This window comes from Methylorubrum thiocyanatum, from assembly GCA_014138645.1.
GTDB classification, from domain to species: Bacteria; Pseudomonadota; Alphaproteobacteria; order Rhizobiales; family Beijerinckiaceae; genus Methylobacterium; species Methylobacterium thiocyanatum.
Genome location: JACJIB010000009.1, coordinates 13606 through 34754, shown reverse-complemented (window position 1 = coordinate 34754; position 21149 = coordinate 13606). Strand labels below are relative to the sequence as shown.

Genomic DNA, 21149 nt, shown 5'->3' with positions numbered 1-21149 from the left:
CAAAACGATGCAGCGCCCGCTCTCCCTCCTCAGCCTCGGTCTTTGCCTCGCCGTCGCGGCAAGCCCGGCCTTCGCACAGCAGCGCCCCTTCACCCCGTCGCTCACCTGCAGCGCGGTGCAGGCCCTGGTCGCGCGGGAGCGCCGCGTCGTGCTCGCCACGAGTCCGAACGCCTACGAGGCGGTGCATCTCGACAGCGGCGATTGCCGCAACGAGGTGACCGCACGACCCGCCTTCGAGCCGACCCTCGACGACCCGAACTGCTTCGCCGGCTATCGCTGCGTTCAGCGCAACAACGGCGAGAACTCGGCGCGCTGACGCCGCAGCCTCACCCCCGCCGCAGCAGGCGCTTCGCTTCGGCCCGGGCGCGATGCTCGAACCGGGCGAGGCGCAGGCGCCGCTCCAGGGAGATCCGCCCGGCCCCCGGCGGCAGTGCGATAATCTCGGCGATCGTCTCGCGCTCGGGGTAAAGGCTCTCCAGCGCCGAGCCCGGCATCGTCGCCGAGTCGAGCCGTTCGGCGAAGCCCTCCGCATGGACCGCGCGGACGATGGCATCCTCCAGGACGAGGCCGGGGGCCTGGGCGCGCAGGGTCTCGTCGTAGGCGGTCTTGAGCAGATAGGCGGTCCCGCCGGAGACGAGGGCGAGGCTCGCCGCGACCGTGCGCCCGTCGAGGCGCAGCAGGTCGGCCCGGACGGTCACGGTGCCGCGCTTCCCGCCTCCTTCCGGCCGGAACAGGGCCCGGGCACAGGCCTCTCTTCGCGGGCGGCTCCGCAGGGCCGTGCCGGCCTCGCCCTTCCAGCCGGCCACTTCAAGGGCGAGGAAGTCTTCAAGCGCCCGCTCCAGTTCCAGACCTTCCGTCGCGCTCTCGACGGTGAGCGTGCCCGCTTCCTCCAGCCGGCGGCGGCGGCGGCGCAGATCCTTGAGGCGGCTCTTGTGCGGGTGGCCGGCGAGGAAGGCGTCGTAATCGCTCCGGCGGTCGAGGACCGGGCGCGCGAACGCCACCACGGCGCCGACCTGCCAGCCGGCCCGCGCCATGGCGGCGAGAAGCCCGGTCCCGAGGCGGGTTTCGGTCGCGAGCCATGGCCAGCGCCAGGCCCGTCCGCCGGAGGCGAGGGCGAGCCCGGCCACCAGGGCGTCGAGCCGGTCGACCAGGCCGGGACCGTCGGCGACGAGGGGGGTGGTCTCCGTCACGTAAGGCGAGAGGAAGGGCTGCGCGAGCGTCGCGCCGAGCCCGGCGATATCGGGGCGCAGGCTGAAGGGCAGCAGGGCGGCGATGGCGTCGCCCTCGCGGACGACCAACGCGGCGAGGCGGGGATGGGCGAACCCGTGATCGCGGTGCGCCGCGACGACCGCCCGCGTGTAGAACGGATGCGGCGCGACGGCCCGGAACGCCAGCGCGTCCCAGGCGGCGGCCTCCGCCGCGAGATCGGCGACAGGCTCGACGGAGGTGCGGAGAAGTCCGGTTCCGGCAAGGGCGCGCATCATCGGGCGGCACTCCGCTGGGCAAATCCGACGACCGGCGTCGAGAGGCCGTGAAGGCGCCGCGCACCGAGCGCCAGAACGAGGCCGCGCAGGGTCGTGGCGAGCGCGACCGCCAGGGCCGCCCCGGCGCCCCCGAGCCAGGGCACCAGGACGAAGCAGAGCGCCGCGGCGAGAACCAGCATCGCCAACGTGATGCCGGCGCAGAGCCGCTCGCCGCCGAGCATGGTCAGCACGTCCTCGGCCGGGCCGAACAGGCTCGCCGCGACGCTTCCGCCGACGAGGATCGCCAGCACCGGCAGGCTGGCGCGGAAGCCCTCGCCGAACAGGCCGAGCAGGAGCGGCGCGACGGCGAGGATGCCGAGGCCGACCGCGGCGGTGGCCAGGAAGGTCCAGCGGGCCTGCATGCGGACGAGATGGCCGAGCCCCGCCTCGTCGCCGCGCGCCCGCGACGCGGCGAGGCGCTGGGCGGTGGTGGCGGAGGCCGCGTAATGCACGAAGGCGACGAATTGCTGGATGCGCGTGGCGGCGAAGTACAGGCCGACCGCCTCCGGGGCTGCGAGGAAGCCGAGGATCACCACATCGACGAAGCCGAAGGCGCTGGCGGCGAGGTCGCCCGCCGCGATCGGCAGGCAGGCGGCCAGCCAGAACCGCCAGCGGTATTGGCGCGGGCCCGCCGGCAGGTGGCGGCGCAGGCGTGCCAACAGGAGCCCCGCCTGCACCGCCGCCGCGAGGCCGGTCGCGGCGAGCGTGCAGGCGATGGCGACCCACGCCTCGGCCGGTGCCCCCGAGAGCACGGCGACGACCATGGCCGCCATGATCAGGGCCTGACGCAGCAGGTAGGGCGGCGCGATGGCGAGCAGCGGCCAGCCCTGGCTGCGGGCCACGCCCTCGAGATAGTCCTGAAACGCGAAGAGCGGCACGACAAGGGCGGCGACCAGGATCGGCGTGCCGTAGGGACCGGCGAGGAGGCCGCCCTGCAGCAGGGCTACGGCGAGGCCGGCGAGCGACAGGGCCAGCCCGCCGCCGAGGCTCGCCAGGGCTCCGCCGAGCAGAAAGCCGCGCACGCTGTCGAGCCGGCCCGTGGCCTGGTCGGCGGGCAGGAAGCGGCAGGCGCCCTGGGACAGGCCGAAGGTCGCGCTATGGCCGAGGATGGCGATCCAGACCCAGACGGTGGCGAAGATCCCGTACTCGCCGCCGCCCATCATGCGCGCCATCAGGACCTGCGCCCCGTAGGCGAAGCCGGCCGCGCCGATGCGGACCGCGAACACGCCGAGCGCCGAGACCGCCGCCGTCGCGCGCAGGGCCCGAATCCGGAGCAGGAGGGTGTCGAAGGGGGATGACGGGAGGCCCCCCGCGATCACCTTGTCCGCTGCCATGGGCGCCATCCAAGAGATGCCGTTCGCCCGAATGGCCGACAGGCTTCCCCTCTGCCTATCGGCTCGGCGTTTCGAAGCGGTAAAGTGGATCCGACAAGGCCGGTGGCTCACCACTTCAGAGTTCACGAACGACGCTGTCAGCGTACTTTCCGCTTGCGTCGGGTACGCTGACAGCGCACGTCCTCGTGCATGGACTTCGAGTTCGATCCCGCGAAGGACGCCAGGGTTCGCGCACAGCGCGGATTCGGTTTCGCCGACGCCGTAGCGATCTTCGCCGGCCCGGTGCTGGAGCGGCGCGACACGCGTCAAGAGTACGGGGAAGTCCGCATCATCGCCACCGGTCAGGCGCGCGGCGTCTTCTACACGGTGGTCTACACGGATCGCGGTGCGGTGCGCCGGATCATCACGGCATGGCCCGCCAACGAGAAGGAGCGCGCGGCATGGCACGCATCACGTTAGAGGAAGCGCTGGCACGTTCCTCCACCGTCGATCGCGAGAAACTGGCGACGACATCCGAGGCCGAGATCCGCAACTACATGCGCGACGACGGCTACGATCCCGATGCCCCGATCGAGCCCGGCCGGGTCGTCTATCCGCCGCGCGCCGTACGAGAGCAGTTCGGCCTGACGCAAGCGGCCTTCGCGGCGTGGATCGGCGTTCCGCTGGCGACGCTGCGCAACTGGGAGCAGGGGCGCACGAGCCCCGATCCTTCGGCGCGTGCGCTGATGCGCATGATGGCGCGCGAGCCCGAGGCAGCGCGGCGCGCGCTCGGAAGCGTCACGCCCGATCTGAGACGGTCGCGCGGCCATCGCCCAGAATCGTAGCCTCCGTGCGGGCGGATCGTGCCCGCCCGGCTCGGGGATCGTGTCACTTCCGATCCGCTGTCGAAGCTCCCTCGGACGGACCCTTGGCAGGCGCAGACAGATCCGTCTTCACGGCATCCGCCTTGCCCGTCTCCCTGCCCGCCTCCGGCTGAAGCAGCGACAGGGTGATCGCCCGCGTCGCGTGCTCGGCCATGCAGCGCAGGCCGAGGTCGTTCAGCCGAAAATGACGCCCGAGCATGTGCGCCTCGGTGGTGCGCTGGGTCGAGAGGAAGCGCATCGCCGCGTAGCGGTGCACCAGCGGCACCGCCTCGCGGCGGGCCACGTCCTGCACGGTGCGCACCATCTGCGTGTAGTAGGCGTCGTCGGCCAGACTCTGGGTGAAGACGGGATCGATCAGCACGATGTCGATGCCGTGGGACTTCACCCATTGCACCGAATCGTCGAGCGCCTCGCCGAAGGCCTCGATATCGACGCGGGCGAGGGCGTCGTTGGTGCCGACCTGCCAGACCACGAGGTCCGGCTCCACCTCGGCGACCATGGAGCGGAGCCGCTCGCCCGCCCCGCTCGCCACCTCGCCGGGCAGGCTGCGGGCCTCGACCTCGACCTGAACGTCGGGCAGCGCCTGCTCCAGGGCGTTTTCCAGCTTCACCGGATAGCTCGCGGAGGCGCCGAGCCCCGCCGAGGACGAACCGATCGACAGGACGTGGATCGGCCGCTTCTCCTTGAGCGCGGCCTTGACCGCCTTGAGCCGGGCCAGGGTGTAAAGCTTCGAGCCCGGCACCCGGCATTCGGGCGACAGGCTCTGGTCGAGCGCCTCCACCGGGGATGAGGGCGAAGGGGACGGCGCGGCCGGCATCGGCGCGGCGCCCGATGTCTCGCCGAGCGCGGGCGCGGCGAGAGCGAGGCTCAGGCCGAGCGAGAGGAGGACGGCGTGTCGGCGGGCGCGGCGGCGTCGGGTGCCTTGCGCGTCGGCCGCGGCCTGCGGGAACGCCATTCGACGAACCATGCGGTGAAACCCAGTGCGATCAGGCCGGAGCCTACGACCGAAATGTCAACGAAGATACCGCCACCGGTCTGGAAGCGCACGAACTGTCCGGCGAGGCTCAGCAGCGAACCCATCGAGAACACGGCGAGCGAGTTGCGCCCCAAACCCGACAGAAAGCGGGCGAGCCGCCCGACATGCGGGGCGATGAGGGCGTAGACGCCCTGGAACGCCAGCACCATGCCGCAGAAATGGATCAGCCGGGCGGGCGAAAGGTAGGTCTTGTCGAAGGTGAAGACGAGGCGCGGCTCGGGCGCCAGCATCGGATCGGGCCGCCATTCGAGCACCGCGAGGACGACGCCGACGATGACGATGACGACGCCCAGCGGCATCAGGCGCCGCCACAGCCGCCGCAGCCGCTCGGATTCCCGGCTCGCCTCGTTGGCGAGGAAGCCCAGCACCAGCAGGAGCTGCCAGCAGAGCGGATCGAAGAACCAGTCGCCCTCGCCGGGCCAGGAGGGGAAGTTCCACTCGAAGACGAGGCTCGCCCCGTAGAGCGCGAGCGAGAGCGCCAGCAGCAGGGTCCGGCTCACCCGGCCGATCAGCACCACCGCCGGGGCGATGGCGATCAGCACCACGTAGAGCGGCAGGATGTTGAAGAAGCCGAGCTGGTGGGTGAGCAGCACGACGCCGACCATGGTCTGGATCGGGTCGGCGAAGAAGCCGCCGGCATTGTGCCATTCGAGGATCAGCGGGTTGTCGAGATACAGCGCGCAGCCGGCGATCATCGCCAGCGCGAGCGCCATGATCGTGATCTGCGCCCGGTACACCTCGATGGTGCGCGACAGGAGCCGCAGCACGGTGGTGAGCCGCGGCTCCGGCGTGCCATCGCGCCCGCGGGTGGCGAGCCCGATCGACCAGCCCGCCAGGAACACGAACAGCTCGGCGGCGTCCGAGATGCCGTATTGCGAGAAGGTGTAGCGCTCGAACAGGTTGCCGGGGATGTGGTTGATGAAAATCGTCACCAGCGCGAAGCCGCGCCAGAAATCGATCGCGTTCGGCTCGCGCATCAGGCTCCACGGTCCGGCGGTGTGACGTCGAAGCGGCAGGGTCCCGGCCTCCCGCACGGCGCGCGAGGCGACCGGTGCGGCGCCGTTCCGGGACCCGCGACCCGGAGCGGAAGGCGGCCGTCCTGATAGACTGCGCCGCGGTGGATTGGAAAGCGGCGGTGCGGTGACGAGGGCGCGATGAGCGCGCTTCAAGCCGCGCCGCGCAGATGCCCCGCATGCCAGGTGCGGAGCGCGTCGAGGGTGACGACGCCGTCGGGCCAGACATGGCCCTGAAGATGCTCGTGCGGCGCGCCCGGCTCGCCGAGATCGGAGACGGCGGAGAAGGCGCCGTCGAGCCGGTGGCTCTTCGTGTAGCGGCTGCGGGTGGCGAGCACCGGCAGCCCGGCGGCGAGCGCCGAGCGGATGCCGGCCGCCGAATCCTCGAAGGCGATCGCCTCGGACGGGTCGATGCCGAGGCGGTGGACGGCCAGCGCGAAGATGTCCGGAGCGGGCTTCTTCTGCGCCGCCTCGTCACCGGCGGCGATCACGGCGAAGGGCTGCGCGCCGTCCGGGAAGTTGAGACGGAGCAGGAGGTCGATGTTCGGCCGGCTCGTGGTGGTGGCCACCGCCAGCCGCACGCCGCCGTCCCGCGCCTGCTCGACGAGGCGCCGCACGCCGGGGCGCAACGACAGGCCGCCGCTCTGCGCCAGCTCGCCGTAGAAGCGCGTCTTGAGATCGTGGATCTCCGGCATCCGCGCCTTGAGCGCCTCCGCCTCCTCCGGATGGAAGCGCTCGATGTAGTGGACGAGCCGCTCCTTGCCGCCCATCACCTTGAGGAGTTCGGCATAGAATTCCGGCGACCAGTGCCAGGGCAGGTCCAGCGCCTGAAAAGCGCGGTTGAAGCCCTGGCGGTGGAGGTCTTCGGTCTCGGCCAGCGTCCCGTCGACGTCGAAGATCAGCGCCTTCAGCATCGCACGCCGTCCCGCCCGCCGGCGGCGTCGGCCGCCGCGCGGATCGCCGCGACGTTTTTCGCGTAGTGGTCCGGCCCGCCCTTGAAGGCCGCCGAACCCGCAACGAGGATGTTGGCGCCGGCCTGCGCGGCGGGGCCGGCGGTCTCCGGGGTGATGCCGCCATCGACGGAGATGTCGATGTCTCGGCCAGCCGTCATCGCTTTGACGCGCGCGATCGTTTCCAGCGCCGAACCGATAAAACTCTGGCCGCCGAAGCCGGGATTGACCGTCATCACCAGCACGAGATCGACCATGTCGAGCACCGGTTCGATCATCGAGGCCGGCGTGCCGGGGTTCAGCGCCACGCCCGCGCGCTTACCGAGGCCCCGGATCGTCTGGAGCGAGCGGTGGATATGCGGGCCGGCCTCGACATGAACCGTGATCGCATCGGCCCCGGCCTCGGCGAAGGCCGCGAGGTAGGGGTCGGCCGGGGCGATCATCAGGTGGACGTCGAAGACCTTGTCGGTCCAGGGCCGCAGCGCCTTCACCACCGCCGGGCCGAAGCTGATATTGGGCACGAAATGCCCGTCCATCACGTCGAGATGGATCCAGTCGGCGCCGGCTTGCGCGATCGCCCGCGTCTCCTCGCCGAGCCTGGAGAAGTCGGCGGCGAGAATCGAGGGTGCAAGAAGGGTCATGGAACGGCTCGAAGCGAACAGGGCGCCGCCCCGCGCGAAAACGCGGGCGGCCCTGAGACGGGAGGGCTTTCTGCAACCGATCTAGTGCATCGGGTGGAAAGTTGCGCGCTGCCTTCACGCAAAAAAGCCGGCACGGATGAGGCCGGCCGGCCCACGCCGCCGATTTTTCCCAGGGCAGCGCGCCCGAAACGTCAGGCCGAGCCGTCAGGATGTCGACGAGAACCGCGAGGCGCGCATCCGCTCCGGCCGGTTCCAGGCGGAGGGCTGGTCCTCCGCCCCCGTCCCCAGGGGGCATTGCACGATGACGCTGTCGCTCCAGCGCCCGTACTTGTAGCCGATCGCCGGCAGGTAGCCGACGCGGGCGAACCCGCAAGCCTCGTGCAGGCGCAACGAGGCCTCGTTGCTCGCGTCGATATAGCCGATCATCTGCCGGTAGCCGCCCGCGGCGCAGGCCTCGATCAGCGCCGGCAGCAGTCGGCGCCCGATGCCCGCGTGCAGGTGATCGGGATGGACGTAGATCGAGTGCTTGAGGGCGTAGCGGTAGGCCGGCCGCTTGCGGAACGGCACGGCGTAGGCATAGCCGGCGATCTGCCCGTCCCGCTCGGCGACGAGGTGGGGCAGGCGCTTGCTGCGCATGGTCTTGCGCCGCCGCCGCAGCTCCTCGGGCAGCAGGCGCTCCTCCTCGAAGTCGCCGGTATCGCCGACGCCCTTTCGGATGTGGCGCTCGTAGATCGCGATCATCGCGGCCACGTCGGCATCCGACGAGGGCCGGATCACCACCTCCGCGTGGGACGAGACGGCCGCCGCGCCCTCCGCCATCAGGCGCCCTCGCGCACGACGTAGGTGTGGAAGCGGATGCGCCCGTCCGGGTCGGTCTCGCGGTAGACGCCCTGGATCTCGGCCTCGAAGCCGGGGAACAGGTTGGCGGCGGCCTCGAACATCTTGAAGTAGTCGAGCATGGGTTTCGCCCGCTCATCCAGACGCTCGCCCGGCAGCACGGTGCCGATGCCCGGCGGGTAGACCAGCATCAGGGTCGTGGCGATGCGCCCCTCAGCCTCGGCGATCGGCACGTAGTCGACCCGGTTGCGGGTCAGCATCTGCGCCGCGGCCTTGGGCGCCATCACCATCTCCGGCAGGTGCTCGGGCATGAACTGCTTGCGCTGCAGCGCCGAGGTGCCCGCTTCGCGGTGGAAGCCGTGATAGTCGGCGCAGAGGTCGCGCAGGCCGACGCCGCGGTAGCGCTTGGGCCGCCGGGCCACGAATTCCGGCATCGCCTCTTCGAGGGGCACGTTGTCGTCATGCAGCCGCTTGAAGGCGACGAGGCCGGAGATCAGCGTGCCGGCCTTGGACGATTCGACGCCCGGCGTCAGCAGGAAGAGCAGCGAGTTGAGGTCGTTCTTCTCCGGCACGATCCGGTTCTCGCGCAGGTACTGCGCGACGATCGGCGCCGGCACGCCGTGCTGGGTATAGGCGCCGGTCTTGCGGTCGAAGCCGGGGGTCAGAACCGTGAGCTTGTTCGGATCGGTGATGGCGAAGCCCGGCGCGGAACTTGGTCCGACATGGGTGAAGCCGTGCCAGGACGCGCCCGGGGTCAGCTCCCAGTAGCGGGCATCGGACGCCAGCGCGTCGGTCGGGATCGACTCCCACGGGGTCTCGGCACCGTCGGGACCGGTCACCACGTCGGGCACGAAGGGGTCGAAGAACCAGCGCCGCTTCGGATCGGCCTCGCGCTCCTCGAACTCCTTGCGGATGGCGCGGGCCTTCTTCCGCCACTCGATGCCGAGCCGGATCGTGTCGTCCCACAGCACCACGCCGGAGCGGCCCTTCATCATCTGCGCGCCGACATCGAGCGAGGCGAAGAGCGGGTAGAACGGCGAGGTCGAGGCGTGGACGAGGAAGCTCTCGTTGAGGCGCTTGTGCTCGACGCGACGGGTCTGGCCGCGGATATGGCCGTCGCGGGTGTGGATCTGCGAGGCCTGGGAGAAGCTGGCCAACTGCTTGTGGGTCGATTGCGTGGCGATGATGCCCGGCGAGGTCTCGTCGAGCCCGGTCAGGCCCATGGCGAAGCGGCGCTGGTAGAGCGGGTGGAACTTCATGAAGCCCGCCCAGGCCTCGTCGAACAGGATGTAGTCGCACAGGTGGCCGATCCGCTCGACGATCGCCTGCGCGTCGTAGATCGTGCCGTCATAGGTGCATTGCTCGATCACCGCGCAGCGGAACGGGCGCTCCCTGCGCCACGCCTCCCGGTCCTTCACCAGCGGATTGTCGCGGATCTTCTCGCGGATGCGCCCCTCGTCGAGCGCCTCGTGGTAGATCGGCCCGATCAGCCCGTAGGCGTTGCGGTCCGTCTCCAGAAAGATCGGGATGCCGCCGGCGAGCAGCAGCGCGCCGTGATGGGCGGCCTTGTGGTTGTTGCGGTCGAACAGGACGAGGTCGTCCTCGGCCACCAGCGAGCCTAGCACGACCTTGTTCGAGGCCGAGGTGCCGTTGAGGACGAAGTAGGTCTTCTCCGCCCCGAAGATCTTGGCGGCTTCCTTCTGCGCCTTCAGGGCCGGGCCCTCGTGGGTCAGGAGGTCGCCGAGATCGAGCACCGAGTTGTCGAGGTCGTCGCGAAAGATCGCCTCGCCGAGATGCTCGACGAAGATGCGGCCGATCGGCGAGCGGTTGTAGAAGATGCCGCCGTTATGGCCGGGGCAGGTCCAGAGCTGGTTGCCCTCCTCGGCGTAATCGACCAGCGCGCCGAAGAACGGCGTCTTCAGCGTGTCGGCATACTGCGTCACGCGGGAGACGAGGCCGCGGGCGATGAATTCCGGGGTCTCTTCCGCCAGGAAGATGTAGCCGTCGATGAAGTCGAGCAGCTCGACGGGGATGTCCTCCAGCCGCTTGCGGCGGACCATGATGACGATCGGCATTTCGAGGCCGCGCCGGCGCATCATGTCGATGAGGGCCGCGGCCTTGCCCTCGAGGCCGCGCTTGCCCCAATCCACCACGAGGCAGCCGACCGCCGAGTCGGTCTGCACCGCGATCGAGGCGTCCTCGACGCGCCGGGCCCGCACCACCTCGAACCCGCGCGATTCGACGGCCGCGACGATCTGCTCGACCCGCGCGCCCTCCAGATCATCCGGATCGAAGGCGGGGGTGCACATCAGCACGGTGAAGCGGCGGTGGAAGTCCATGGAGCGGGGCTCTCCTCACGAACGGAAGTTCTGCCTTTCCGGCCCATCCGCGACGATTCGATGACAGCCGACCGCGTGTCGATGTCACCGCAGCGTGAGGGGGAAGCTCAGCTCCGTGAATCCTTCGAGGGTCAACAACCCGGAGGGCGGCGGCGGGAAGGGGGCGGCCGCCTGCACGGCGCGCGCCGCGCGCGCGCCCAGGGCCGCGGGCCCCTCCTCCAGCACGATCCCGCCGAGCGCGCCGTCGGCCTCGATCCGCACCCGGAGCGTCACCTGCCCGCCCCGCCCCGGCGCCGCCGCGCGGTCCGCCATGCCGATGCGGCTGACGACCCCGGCCACCCACGCCTTCGCCCGGCCATCGACCCGCGGCGCGGCGGAGGCCGGCGCGAGCGCAGCGCCCAGCATCAGCGCGGCGAGGACAAGGGGCCGAAGGGGGAGCGGGCGCACGAAAAGGGGACTCCGTGAACAAGAAAGGCGCCTCGCGGCGCCGTCTTTAGAAGGGGACGGCGTCGGCTCCGAGGCCCGGCCGTCCCGAAGCGTAACGCCACCCGCGACCCGAAGTGCCGCCGAATGACAGTGCCGCCGGGTCTTTTCCATCACGATGATCGCCGATTGCGGCCGCGGAGCCAGCTTGGCCGACGCATCGTGCATGCCCGAACGGACGATACGGCCCCTCATCGCCTCCCGTTGCGCCCGCAATGCCGGCGGCCTGGAAGGCTCACAGCGTCGCGGCGGCGCCCCGGCGCAGGTGCTCGTCGAGACGCGGCATGATCTCGACGAAGTTGCAGGGGCGGTGGCGGTAATCGAGCTGGCTCGCCAGAATGCCGTCCCAGGCATCCTTGCAGGCGCCGGGCGAGCCCGGCAGCACGAAGATGTAGGTCGCTCCGGCCACGCCGGCGGTCGCCCGCGACTGCAGCGTCGAGGTGCCGATCTTGTCGTAGGAGATCCGGTGGAACACCGCCGAGAAGCCGTCCATGCGCTTCTCGAACAGCGGCTCGATCGCCTCCGGCGTCACGTCGCGGCCGGTGAAGCCGGTGCCGCCGGTGGTGATGATCACGTCGATCGCCGGATCGCGGATCCAGCCCTCGACCCGTTCGCGGATGGAGACGATCTCGTCCGGCACGATGTCCCGATCCGCCAGCCGATGCCCGGCCTGGCTGAGCCGCGCGGCCAGGGTGTCGCCCGACCTGTCGTCCGCGAGCACGCGGGTGTCGGACACCGTCAGCACGGCGATGGAGAGGGGGATGAAGGCGCGGGGCGTCGGCTCGCTCGTCATGCCGCCGATGTTGTCCTCCGGGCTCGCGCGGTCAACCGCCGCGCGACGTCGCGGCGGCCATGCATAGCCCGGATGCACAGGCCGGATGCACAGCCCGGCGGTGCGGCGCGTTGAGGGGCCGGGCTTCGCCGTGCTACGCGCGCGGCGAGATTTCGCTCAAACGCTGCGCGCCCGAGGCCCCCATGATCCCCCGCTACTCCCGTCCCGAGATGACTGCGATCTGGTCGCCGGAGAGCCGGTTCCGGATCTGGTTCGAGATCGAGGCTCACGCCACGACCGCTCTCGCCAATATCGGCGTCGTGCCGAAGGAGGCTGCCGACAAGGTGTGGGAGAAGGGCCGCGACGCGACCTTCGACGTCGCCCGCATCGACGCGATCGAGGCGGTGACGAAGCACGACGTCATCGCCTTCCTCACCCATCTGGCCGAGATCGTCGGGCCGGAGGCGCGCTTCGTCCACCAGGGCATGACCTCGTCCGACGTGCTCGACACCTGCCTCAACGTGCAGCTCACCCGGGCCGCCGACATCCTGATCAAGGATCTCGACGCGCTGCTCGCCGCGCTGAAGCGCCGCGCCTTCGAGCACAAGCTCACCCCGACCATCGGCCGCTCGCACGGCATCCACGCCGAGCCCGTCACCTTCGGCCTCAAGCTCGCCCAGGCCTATGCCGAGTTTTCGCGCGCCAAGGAGCGCCTGATCGCGGCGCGGAAAGAGGTCGCGACCTGCGCGATCTCGGGGGCGGTCGGCACCTTCGCCAACATCGATCCGCGGGTGGAGGAATACGTCGCCGAACAGATGGGGCTGGCGCCGGAGCCGGTCTCGACCCAGGTGATCCCGCGCGACCGCCACGCGATGTTCTTCGCCGTGCTCGGCGTGATCGCCAGCTCCATGGAGCGGCTGGCGACGGAAGTGCGCCATCTCCAGCGCACGGAGGTGCTGGAGGCGGAAGAATTCTTCTCGGAGGGGCAGAAGGGCTCCTCCGCCATGCCGCACAAGCGCAACCCGGTGCTCACCGAGAACATCACGGGCCTCGCCCGCATGGTGCGCGGCTACGTCACCCCGGCGCTGGAGAACGTCGCGCTCTGGCACGAGCGGGACATCTCCCACTCCTCCGTCGAGCGGATGATCGGCCCGGACGCCACCGTCACCCTCGACTTCGCGCTCGCCCGCCTCACCGGCGTGATCGACAAGCTGCTGATCTACCCCGAGCAGATGCAGAAGAACCTCGACCGGCTCGGCGGGCTCGTCCACTCGCAGCGGGTGCTGCTGGCGCTGACCCAGGGCGGCGTCTCGCGGGAGGACGCCTACCGGCTGGTCCAGCGCAACGCGATGCCGGTCTGGCGTGGCGAGGGCGATTTCCTGACGCTTCTCAAGGCCGACCCGGAGGTGACCGCGGTGCTCAAGCCCGAGCAGATCGAGGAGTGCTTCGATCTCGGCTATCACCTGAAACACGTCGACACGATTTTTTCGCGCGTGTTCGGAGAGGCCTGATCCCGTCCTGCACGGAACCTGCTTCGTGCTCCTCCCGACGACGGACGACTGAGAGAACCGATGAGCCGCACCGCCTATCTCAACGGTGAGTTCCTGCCCCTGGACGAGGCCCGCGTGCCGGTGATGGACCGCGGCTTCCTGTTCGCCGACGGGATCTACGAGGTCGCCGCCGTGCTGCACGGCCGCCTCGTGGACAATGCCGGGCATCTCGCCCGGCTCGACCGCTCGCTCTCGGAGATCGGGATCCGCAACCCGCACTCGGCCGAGGCGTGGGAGCGGCTCGAAAAGGAGCTGGTGGAGCGGAACGGCGTGCGGGAGGGCCTCGTCTACATCCAGGTGACGCGGGGCGTGGCCGAGCGCGACTTCTCGTATCCCAAGGGCGACGTGGCCCCGACCGTGGTGATGTTCACGCAGGAGAAATCCATCGTGAACAACCCGCTGGCCGAGGCCGGCGCCCGGGCGATCACCGTGCCGGACCTGCGCTGGAAGCGGCGGGACATCAAATCGGTGGCGCTCCTCGCCCAGGTCATCGCCAAGCAGCAGGCGGCGGAGGCCGGCGTCGCCGAAGCCTTCATGGTCGAGGACGGGGTGGTGACGGAGGGCTCCTCATCCACCGTTTTCATCGTCACCAAGGGCGGTGCGCTGGTGACGCGTCCGCTCTCCCACGCGGTTCTGCCCGGCATCACCCGCAAGGCGGTGCTGGCGCTGGCCGAAGAGACCGGCCTCGCCTTCGAGGAGCGGCTGATCAACGCGCGGGAACTGCCCGAGGCGGCGGAAGCCTTCTACACCTCGGCCTCCGCCTTCGTAATGCCGGTGGTGGAGATCGACGGAAAGGCCCTCGGCGACGGGCGGCCCGGCCCGGTGGCGCGGCGCCTGCGCGAACTGTACTTCGCCTTCGCCGAGACGTCCGAGTCATAGCCTGACAGGAACGCGAAGGCGCGGGCGTCCGTTGGTTCGCAAAGGACCTTTGAGGACGCGATGACCTTAGCCAGAACGACACTCTGCGCCGCCCTGTTCGCCGCCCTGGCGGGCGGCGTCGCCTTCGCGCAGGATCCTTCCGTGCCTCAGCGCGGCCAGGACAGCGATCCGAAGCTGCCGGCGCCTCAGGAGCAGGTGCCCGAGAAGGTCCGGCCGGAGAGCGACACCACCGGCAGCACGCTCAGCGAAAAGCTCGAGAAGTCGGACGGCGTCATCAAGCCGCCCGCGGGCGTCGATCCCGAGATCAAGACGATCGCGCCCGAGCCGACCCCGAACTCGACCCCCGTGATCAAGCCGCCGGGCAACGCCAAATAGACGGACGGCGCATCAGCCACGCAAGGCGGTCCCCAAGGGTCGGGCCCGCTTCGCTTGACCTGCCTGCCCATATCGCCGAAGACGCGCCCGTATGCTCGGTCCCCGGCCTGATCGCCGGGGTTTTCGCGCGTGGCGCAACCGCTTGGCGCCCGCGCCAGCGATTGCGAGACAGGTCAGACGCGCATGGCGAACGTCGTCGTCGTAGGCGCCCAGTGGGGCGACGAGGGCAAGGGCAAGATCGTCGACTGGCTCTCGGAGCAGGCCGACATCGTCGTCCGCTTCCAGGGCGGGCACAATGCCGGCCACACGCTGGTGGTGGGCGAGGCCGTCTACAAGCTCTCCCTGCTGCCCTCCGGTGTGGTCCGGCCGAACACGCTCGGCGTGATCGGCAACGGCGTGGTGCTCGACCCCTACGCGCTCGCCTCCGAGATCGACCGCCTCGCCGGCCAGGGCGTCACGGTCACCCGCGAGAACCTGCGGGTCGCCGACAACGCCACGCTCATCCTCTCGCTCCACCGCGAACTCGACGCCCTGCGCGAGGACGGGGCGCCGGGCACCAAGATCGGCACGACCAAGCGCGGCATCGGCCCGGCCTACGAGGACAAGGTCGGCCGGCGCGCCATCCGCCTGATGGATCTGGCCGAGCCCGAGACCCTGCCGCCGAAGATCGAGCGCCTGCTCGCCCACCACAACGCCCTGCGCCGCGGCTTCGGCCTCGAGGAAATCTCCGAGACGGCGATCCTCGATGAGCTGACCGCCATCGCCGACCGGGTGCTGCCCTATCAGGACACCGTCTGGCACCTGCTCGACGAGGCGCGCCGCGGCGGCAAGCGCATCCTGTTCGAGGGCGCACAGGGCGCGCTGCTCGACGTCGATCACGGCACCTACCCGTTCGTGACCTCCTCCAACACGGTGGCCGGTCAGGCCGCGACCGGTTCGGGCCTCGGCCCACGCGCCATCGGCTACGTGCTCGGCATCGCCAAGGCCTACACCACCCGCGTCGGCGAGGGCCCGTTCCCGACCGAGCTTCACGACGCCATCGGTCAGCGCATCGGCGAGCGCGGCCACGAATTCGGGACCGTGACGGGGCGCAAGCGCCGCTGCGGCTGGTTCGACGCCTGCCTCGTGCGCCAGACGGTGCAGACCTCCGGCATCGACGGTATCGCGCTGACCAAGCTCGACGTGCTCGACGGCTTCGACGAGATCCGGGTCTGCACCGCCTACGACATCGACGGGCAGCGCTTCGACCATCTCCCCGCGAGCCAGGCGGCGCAGCAGCGCGCCGTGCCGGTCTACGAGACGATCCCGGGCTGGAGCGGCACCACCGCGGGCGCCCGCTCCTGGGCCGACCTGCCGGCCCAGGCGATCAAGTACGTGCGCCGGATCGAGGAGCTGATCGGCGCGCCGGTGGCGCTGCTCTCCACCTCGCCGGAGCGCGACGACACCATCCTCATGCACAACCCCTTCGAGGATTGAGGCCCGGGACGGCGGTTAGAGACAGGCAGATCCGGGCACGATGGCCGACTATTATCCGCTGCTGGCACGCGCGCTCGACGCCCTGCCCGACCGATCCCCGGCCCTGCGCCGAGCGGTGTACGATCGCGCGCGCAGCGCCCTGATCGCGCAGCTTCGCTCGCTCGATCCGCCGGTGCCGGAGGCGGATATCGACCTGGAGCGTCAGGCGCTCGACACGGCCATAGGGCGGCTCGAGGCCGAGTACGAGGCGCCGCCCGCCGCCGCGAGCGCGCCGCAGCCGGCTCCGGAGCCGGCGCCCGCCCCTCCCCCGCCGCCCGAGGCGCCTCGGCCCGAGCCGCTCGCGCCCGCGCCGCTCCCGGCCGAGTTCCTGCCGCCGGCGCTGCCGGAACCGGAGCCGCCGCAGAATTCGGACGGTCCCCTGGTCCTTCCCCCCGCCTCGATGCCGGCCGGGATCGGCGCGGATCTCCCGCCCGCGGAGCCCAAGCCGCCGGGCGAGACCGTGCCCTTCATGCCGACGCCCCGGCGGGCGAAGACCGAAGAGGCGCCGAGGCCCGCGCCGGAGACGGCCGACGGCTTCATCCCGGCACCGTCCTCCGGGGACGCGGCCGCGGACGCGCCGGGTGCGGACCCCACCGCCGAGCCGCCGCCCGAGGCGAACGGTGCCGGCGAGGCCGGCAACGGCCGTCAGCGCCCGCGCATCGACGTGGTGACGCCGCCCGCGGGCCGCTCGCGCCTGCTGCGCAACCTGTTCGTCGGCGGCGTGCTCGCGGCGGTGATCGCACTGATCGCCGTGGCGGCCTTCTTCCTGCGCGACCAGCCCTCCGACCTCCAGCAGAGCACGGCCGAGCAGGAGAGCCCGGCCGAGAAGCCGGACGCGAAATTCTCCGACCGGGTCGGCGCCGAGCACAGCGAGGCCGAAGCGCGGGCCAAGCCGGCGGCTCCGGGCACCGCGCCGGCCCAGCCGGAGGTGACCGTCTCGCAGCGGGCGATCCTCTACGAGGAGAACCAGAGCGACACGCGCGCCCAGCCGATCGCCACCAACGGCAACGCGGTCTGGCGGACGGAGGCGGTGAACGGCGGTCAGGGCGAGCCGTTGCAGACGGTGCTGCGCGTCAACGTGGAGTTCCCGTCTGCGGGGCTGACGCTGGCGATGACCATGCGCAAGAATCTCGATGCGAACCTACCTGCGTCCCACACGATCGAACTCGCCTTCACCAACAGCGGCGAGGCCGGCGCGAAGCGGGCGGTGCAGAATATCGGCCTGCTCCAGCTCAAGGACGAGGAGGCCGCGCGCGGCTCGCCGGTCTCGGGGCTTCCGGTGCGCGTGCGCGAGAACCTGTTCCTGATCGGCCTGTCTTCCCTGAAGGGCGACGTGGACCGCAACACCGAGCTGCTGCTGCACAAGAACTGGCTCGATCTGGCGCTGACCTACGCGGACGGCCAGAGGGCGGTCATCAGCTTCGAGAAGGGCGGCGCCGGCGCCCAGGCGGTGCAGAGCGCCTTCACGCAGTGGCGGGAGTGACACCCGGGCGGGAGTGACCCGGGGTCGCCCCACCGGTCGTCCCAAGCCGCGAAGAAGATGCCTCGAAGAAGCCTCAAAGAAAAAGCCCGGCCATCGTGATGGCCGGGCTTTTCGTTCTCATTCCGGATGCGTGGTCGATCAGGACGCCCGCGCCTCGGCCCGCGGCAGTTCGCGGGTGGCGAGGTTGCGCTTGACCGCCTCCTGCACCTTCTCGAAGGCGCGCACCTCGATCTGGCGGACGCGCTCGCGGGAGACGCCGAACTCGCCCGAGAGATCCTCCAGGGTGATCGGATCGTCGGCCAAGCGCCGCGCCTCGAAGATGCGCCGCTCGCGCGGGTTCAGCACACCCAGCGCATCGCGCAGGGCCGAGAGGCGGTTGCGCCCTTCCTCTTCCCGGGCGAGCACGGTCTCCTGGCTCGGGCTGTTGTCCACCAGCCAGTCCTGCCACTCGCCCTCGCCCTCCTCGCGCAGAGGCGCGTTGAGCGAGGTGTCGCCGGAGAGGCGGCGGTTCATATCGATCACGTCCTGCGTCGGCACGCCGAGCGAGGTCGCGATCTGCTGGACCTGATCCGGGCGCAGGTCGCCCTCGTCGAGGGCCGAGATCCGGCCCTTGGCCTTGCGCAGGTTGAAGAACAGCTTCTTCTGGTTGGCGGTGGTGCCCATCTTCACGAGGGACCACGAGCGCAGGATGTATTCCTGGATCGCCGCCTTGATCCACCACATCGCGTAGGTGGCGAGACGAAAGCCCTTGTCCGGATCGAAGCGTTTGACGGCCTGCATCAGGCCGACATTGCCCTCGGACACAACCTCGCTGATCGGCAGGCCGTAGCCGCGGTAACCCATCGCGATCTTGGCCACGAGGCGCAGATGCGAGGTCACGAGGCGGTGGGCGGCTTCGCGGTCGCCCTCGTCGCGCCAGCTCTTGGCAAGGGTAAACTCTTCCGCCGGCTCCAGCATCGGGAACTTGCGGATCTCATCGAGGTAGCGCGAAAGGCCTCCCTCATTGGCGAGCACGGGCAGAGCGCCGGCCATGTGCACCTCCTTCAACAGCCCCCCTATCGGGCGGGCCCCAAGCGATTGGCCGCTCTCTTGAGCCGGCCACGCCGCTTCCCATCTTTAATAATGGAAATCCGTAATGCCCGGTAGCGACCAAACGCTGTTCACGCGGGGTCTCAACGCGCGAACCGGAGTCCGGGTTTAACCTCGCACGCGTGCACTCGGGTCGCAGTGCCGAAACGCACCTTTCTTAGCCCGCTTCCGACCTTCCGCCGGAACCGTTCTGAGGCACGGGCGCCTCACGCGCCACGCAGGTGGAGGCGGGTCTGGACGTCGGCGCCGGGGCGCGCATCGAGGAAGCGCAGGATGTCCTCGGCGGGCTGCGGGCGGCCGAGATGGTAGCCCTGCATGAAGGGACAGCCCATGCTCTGCAGCGTGGCGAGGTCGTCCGCCGTCTCGACCCCCTCCGCCACCACTTCGAGGCCGAGCGCCCGGCCGAGGCCGAGCACCGCCTGGACGAGGCCGCGCTTGTCCTCGGCCTCGGTGAGCCCGGTGACGAGGCTGCGGTCGATCTTGACCCGCCCGGCCCGCAACTGGCGCAGCGAGGCGAGCGACGAGTAGCCGGTGCCGAAATCGTCGAGCGCCATCCGGATCCCGGCCCGCGACAGCGCCAGCAGCTTGCCCTGCACCGCCTCGATATCGAGTGCCGTCTCCTCGGTGATCTCGATCTCCAGGGCTGTCGCCGGCAGGCCGAGCACCCGGAGCCGGCCGAGGACGATCTCGTCGACGGCGATCTGCGCCATCTCCCGCGGCGACACGTTCATCGCCACCGAGAGGTCGTGCAGGCCCCGATCCCGCAGCGCGCAGAGCATCCCGCAGGTCTGCTCCAGGATGAAGCGCAGGAGCGATTCCGTCAGCCCGGCCATGGCGGCGGCGGCGATCAGGTCGGCGGGCGGCACCCAGCCGTGCACCGGGTGGCGCCAGCGCACCAGCGCCTCCAAGTTGGCCACGCTGCAACCGTCCCGCCCGAAGATCGGCTGGAACCACATCTCCAGCGCCCCCTCGGCCAGGGCCTGCGACAGGTCGCGCTCACAGTCGCGCCGCACCTCCAGGCGCGTGCGCAGGCCCTCGTCGAACAGGCGGAAATGGTTGCGGCCCGAATGCTTGGCCGCGTAGAGCGCCTCGTCGGCGCAACTCAGCAGATGCGTCAGGCTGTCGGCCGGCCGCTGGCAGATGCCGATGCTCATGCCCAGGCGCCGCGTGTCGAAGCTCTCGAACGGCTCGGCCACGGTGCGGATGAGGCGGTCGGCCAGCGCCGACGGGCTCTCGATCACCCGGGTGGTGTCGTAGACGAGGGCGAACTCGTCCCCGCCGAGGCGGGCCGCGTCGCATTCCATCGGCACGGCGGCCCGGATGCGCCGGGCGACCTCGACCAGCACCCGGTCGCCGGTGGTGTGGCCGTAGACGTCGTTGACCGACTTGAACCCGTCGAGGTCGAGCAGCATCAGGCAGACCGGCGCGCCGGACGCCAACCGCTCCTCCGCCCGCTGGACGAAGCCGGCGCGGTTCAGCAGCCCGGTGAGGCCGTCATGCGTCGCCCGCTCGCGCATCTCCTCCGCCAGGGCGCTCGCGCTCGCATGGGCGGCCTTGCGCGCCTCGGCAAGCGCGGTCGCCTCGTTCTTCAGGCGGCTCGTCTCGCGAAATCCCCGCTCCGTCGCGATCGCGCTGCGGATCAACGCGGCGAGGTAGAGCAGGACGGTGGCGGCGAGACAGGTCCGGTCGAACCCGCCGACGGCGAGCAGGCAGCCCGCCACCGACAGCAGCGGCGGCGTGATGAAGCAGATCGGGATGCGCGCGTAGGCGATGCCGTGCGTGACCGCGCCGGCGGTGATGCCGCAGGTGATGGTGAGGTAGAACAGCGTCTGAGGCGCGGTGTAGCCGCCGCACAGGATTGGCAGGAAGGCCCAGACGGAGCCGGACAGCAGCGCGGCGAGGCAGGCCAGCCGCAGGTGCCGGTCGACCGAGCGGGATGCAACCTCGCCAAAGACGGTTCCCCCGTCCGCCGCGATCGCCAGCCCTTCACAGCGCGCGCGGCACAGGCCGAAGCGCAGCCCGTTGACGAGGGTGGAGGCCGAGAACCACAGCGCCCCCGCGGCACCGTGCCCCGAATGCAGCGCTACCAGAAAGCTCGCCAGACCCAGAAGCGCGTTGACAGGCAGCGCCTGCTGCACGCTTCCGCGCACCGCATCGAGTTGATCGCGGCGGATCAGCCTGTCGAGATGCGGCTCGGTGCTCGAACGTGAGCGCATGGCGGGCGAGCCTGGATCGGACGCTTCGGAGTGAAGCGTACTGCCTCTACGCGCAAAGATGTAACAGATGGTTGAAGCGCGCTTCATCGTCGGTTGCGGGTCGAGGCAACGAGATCGAGACGCGAGAACCGAGCTTATCTCGCCCTCCACCTGAAATGACCTTTCGGCAATAGGTGGGGAAACGCGAATCTAAGCGCGGGATCGCGTTTCTGCGTTTGCTCGCCCCGGTGAAGCGCAGCGGAACCGAATCC

Annotated in this window: 20 protein-coding genes; 8 read left to right on the top strand and 12 right to left on the bottom strand. The window is 70.5% G+C overall.

Annotation, left to right across the window (positions count from 1 at the left end; genetic code table 11):
* Window positions 1-7 precede the first annotated feature (7 nt).
* A complete protein-coding gene (locus tag HNR51_RS22200; RefSeq protein WP_012452857.1) occupies window positions 8-316 on the top strand; it encodes a hypothetical protein in 309 nt (102 codons plus the stop codon).
* Between the two features lie 10 nt (window positions 317-326).
* Here the strand turns inward: HNR51_RS22200 and HNR51_RS22195 are convergent, their stop codons facing one another.
* Window positions 327-1481 (bottom strand): GNAT family N-acetyltransferase, encoded by a 1155-nt coding sequence (locus HNR51_RS22195; protein ID WP_182556514.1) that lies wholly within the window; start codon window positions 1479-1481, stop codon window positions 327-329.
* Window positions 1481-2857, bottom strand: a complete 1377-nt coding sequence (locus HNR51_RS22190) for a lipopolysaccharide biosynthesis protein (RefSeq protein ID WP_182556383.1) — start codon at window positions 2855-2857, stop codon at window positions 1481-1483. The genes HNR51_RS22195 and HNR51_RS22190 overlap by 1 nt, the downstream gene beginning before the upstream one ends.
* 189 nt (window positions 2858-3046) lie before the next feature.
* Here HNR51_RS22190 and HNR51_RS22185 point away from each other — a divergent pair, with 189 nt between their 5' ends.
* Window positions 3047-3316 carry a BrnT family toxin gene (locus HNR51_RS22185; protein WP_012452860.1) on the top strand — a complete coding sequence of 90 codons (270 nt, stop codon included), beginning with the start codon at window positions 3047-3049 and terminating at the stop codon, window positions 3314-3316.
* Window positions 3298-3681: a helix-turn-helix domain-containing protein gene (locus tag HNR51_RS22180; RefSeq protein WP_141950504.1), complete on the top strand. Its 384-nt coding sequence runs from the start codon at window positions 3298-3300 to the stop codon at window positions 3679-3681. Before HNR51_RS22185 ends, HNR51_RS22180 begins: the two co-directional genes overlap by 19 nt.
* A gap of 43 nt (window positions 3682-3724) precedes the next feature.
* Here HNR51_RS22180 and HNR51_RS22175 read toward each other — a convergent pair whose 3' ends face one another.
* From HNR51_RS22175 to moaB, 8 genes are all read right to left on the bottom strand, one after another.
* Window positions 3725-4675 (bottom strand): SGNH/GDSL hydrolase family protein, encoded by a 951-nt coding sequence (locus tag HNR51_RS22175; RefSeq protein ID WP_239681549.1) that lies wholly within the window; start codon window positions 4673-4675, stop codon window positions 3725-3727.
* A complete protein-coding gene (locus tag HNR51_RS22170) occupies window positions 4588-5733 on the bottom strand; it encodes an OpgC family protein (RefSeq protein ID WP_182556382.1) in 1146 nt (381 codons plus the stop codon). The genes HNR51_RS22175 and HNR51_RS22170 overlap by 88 nt, the downstream gene beginning before the upstream one ends.
* A gap of 188 nt (window positions 5734-5921) precedes the next feature.
* Entirely contained in the window at window positions 5922-6683 is a 762-nt protein-coding gene (locus HNR51_RS22165) for an HAD-IA family hydrolase (protein ID WP_141950505.1), read from the bottom strand.
* Window positions 6677-7360, bottom strand: coding sequence for a ribulose-phosphate 3-epimerase (rpe, locus tag HNR51_RS22160; RefSeq protein ID WP_182556381.1), 684 nt, complete (start codon window positions 7358-7360; stop codon window positions 6677-6679). Before rpe ends, HNR51_RS22165 begins: the two co-directional genes overlap by 7 nt.
* Before the next feature lie 204 nt (window positions 7361-7564).
* Window positions 7565-8179 carry a GNAT family N-acetyltransferase gene (locus tag HNR51_RS22155; RefSeq protein ID WP_012452866.1) on the bottom strand — a complete coding sequence of 205 codons (615 nt, stop codon included), beginning with the start codon at window positions 8177-8179 and terminating at the stop codon, window positions 7565-7567.
* On the bottom strand, window positions 8179-10536 hold the full coding sequence (locus HNR51_RS22150) for an Orn/Lys/Arg family decarboxylase (RefSeq protein ID WP_141950507.1): 2358 nt from the start codon (window positions 10534-10536) through the stop codon (window positions 8179-8181). Before HNR51_RS22150 ends, HNR51_RS22155 begins: the two co-directional genes overlap by 1 nt.
* Before the next feature lie 84 nt (window positions 10537-10620).
* A complete protein-coding gene (locus HNR51_RS22145) occupies window positions 10621-10983 on the bottom strand; it encodes a TonB family protein (protein ID WP_152275994.1) in 363 nt (120 codons plus the stop codon).
* A gap of 271 nt (window positions 10984-11254) precedes the next feature.
* Complete coding sequence (gene moaB, locus HNR51_RS22140) at window positions 11255-11812, bottom strand: molybdenum cofactor biosynthesis protein B (RefSeq protein WP_182556380.1); 558 nt, start codon at window positions 11810-11812, stop codon at window positions 11255-11257.
* Between the two features lie 182 nt (window positions 11813-11994).
* Here moaB and purB point away from each other — a divergent pair, with 182 nt between their 5' ends.
* The 5 genes from purB (at window position 11995) to HNR51_RS22115 (ending at window position 17593) form a co-directional block, all read left to right on the top strand.
* Window positions 11995-13302 (top strand): adenylosuccinate lyase, encoded by a 1308-nt coding sequence (gene purB, locus HNR51_RS22135; protein WP_012452870.1) that lies wholly within the window; start codon window positions 11995-11997, stop codon window positions 13300-13302.
* Between the two features lie 60 nt (window positions 13303-13362).
* Window positions 13363-14220, top strand: a complete 858-nt coding sequence (locus tag HNR51_RS22130) for a D-amino-acid transaminase (protein WP_182556379.1) — start codon at window positions 13363-13365, stop codon at window positions 14218-14220.
* 60 nt (window positions 14221-14280) lie between these two features.
* On the top strand, window positions 14281-14595 hold the full coding sequence (locus HNR51_RS22125) for a hypothetical protein (RefSeq protein WP_152275997.1): 315 nt from the start codon (window positions 14281-14283) through the stop codon (window positions 14593-14595).
* A 183-nt stretch (window positions 14596-14778) separates the two neighbouring features.
* Window positions 14779-16071, top strand: a complete 1293-nt coding sequence (locus HNR51_RS22120) for an adenylosuccinate synthase (RefSeq protein WP_012452873.1) — start codon at window positions 14779-14781, stop codon at window positions 16069-16071.
* A 40-nt stretch (window positions 16072-16111) separates the two neighbouring features.
* Window positions 16112-17593, top strand: coding sequence for a histidine kinase (locus HNR51_RS22115; protein WP_182556378.1), 1482 nt, complete (start codon window positions 16112-16114; stop codon window positions 17591-17593).
* 138 nt (window positions 17594-17731) lie between these two features.
* Here the strand turns inward: HNR51_RS22115 and rpoH are convergent, their stop codons facing one another.
* Both rpoH and HNR51_RS22105 read right to left on the bottom strand, forming a co-directional pair.
* Window positions 17732-18625, bottom strand: a complete 894-nt coding sequence (rpoH, locus tag HNR51_RS22110; RefSeq protein ID WP_012452875.1) for an RNA polymerase sigma factor RpoH — start codon at window positions 18623-18625, stop codon at window positions 17732-17734.
* Between the two features lie 263 nt (window positions 18626-18888).
* Window positions 18889-20898, bottom strand: a complete 2010-nt coding sequence (locus HNR51_RS22105; protein WP_182556377.1) for a putative bifunctional diguanylate cyclase/phosphodiesterase — start codon at window positions 20896-20898, stop codon at window positions 18889-18891.
* Window positions 20899-21149: the final 251 nt, after the last annotated feature.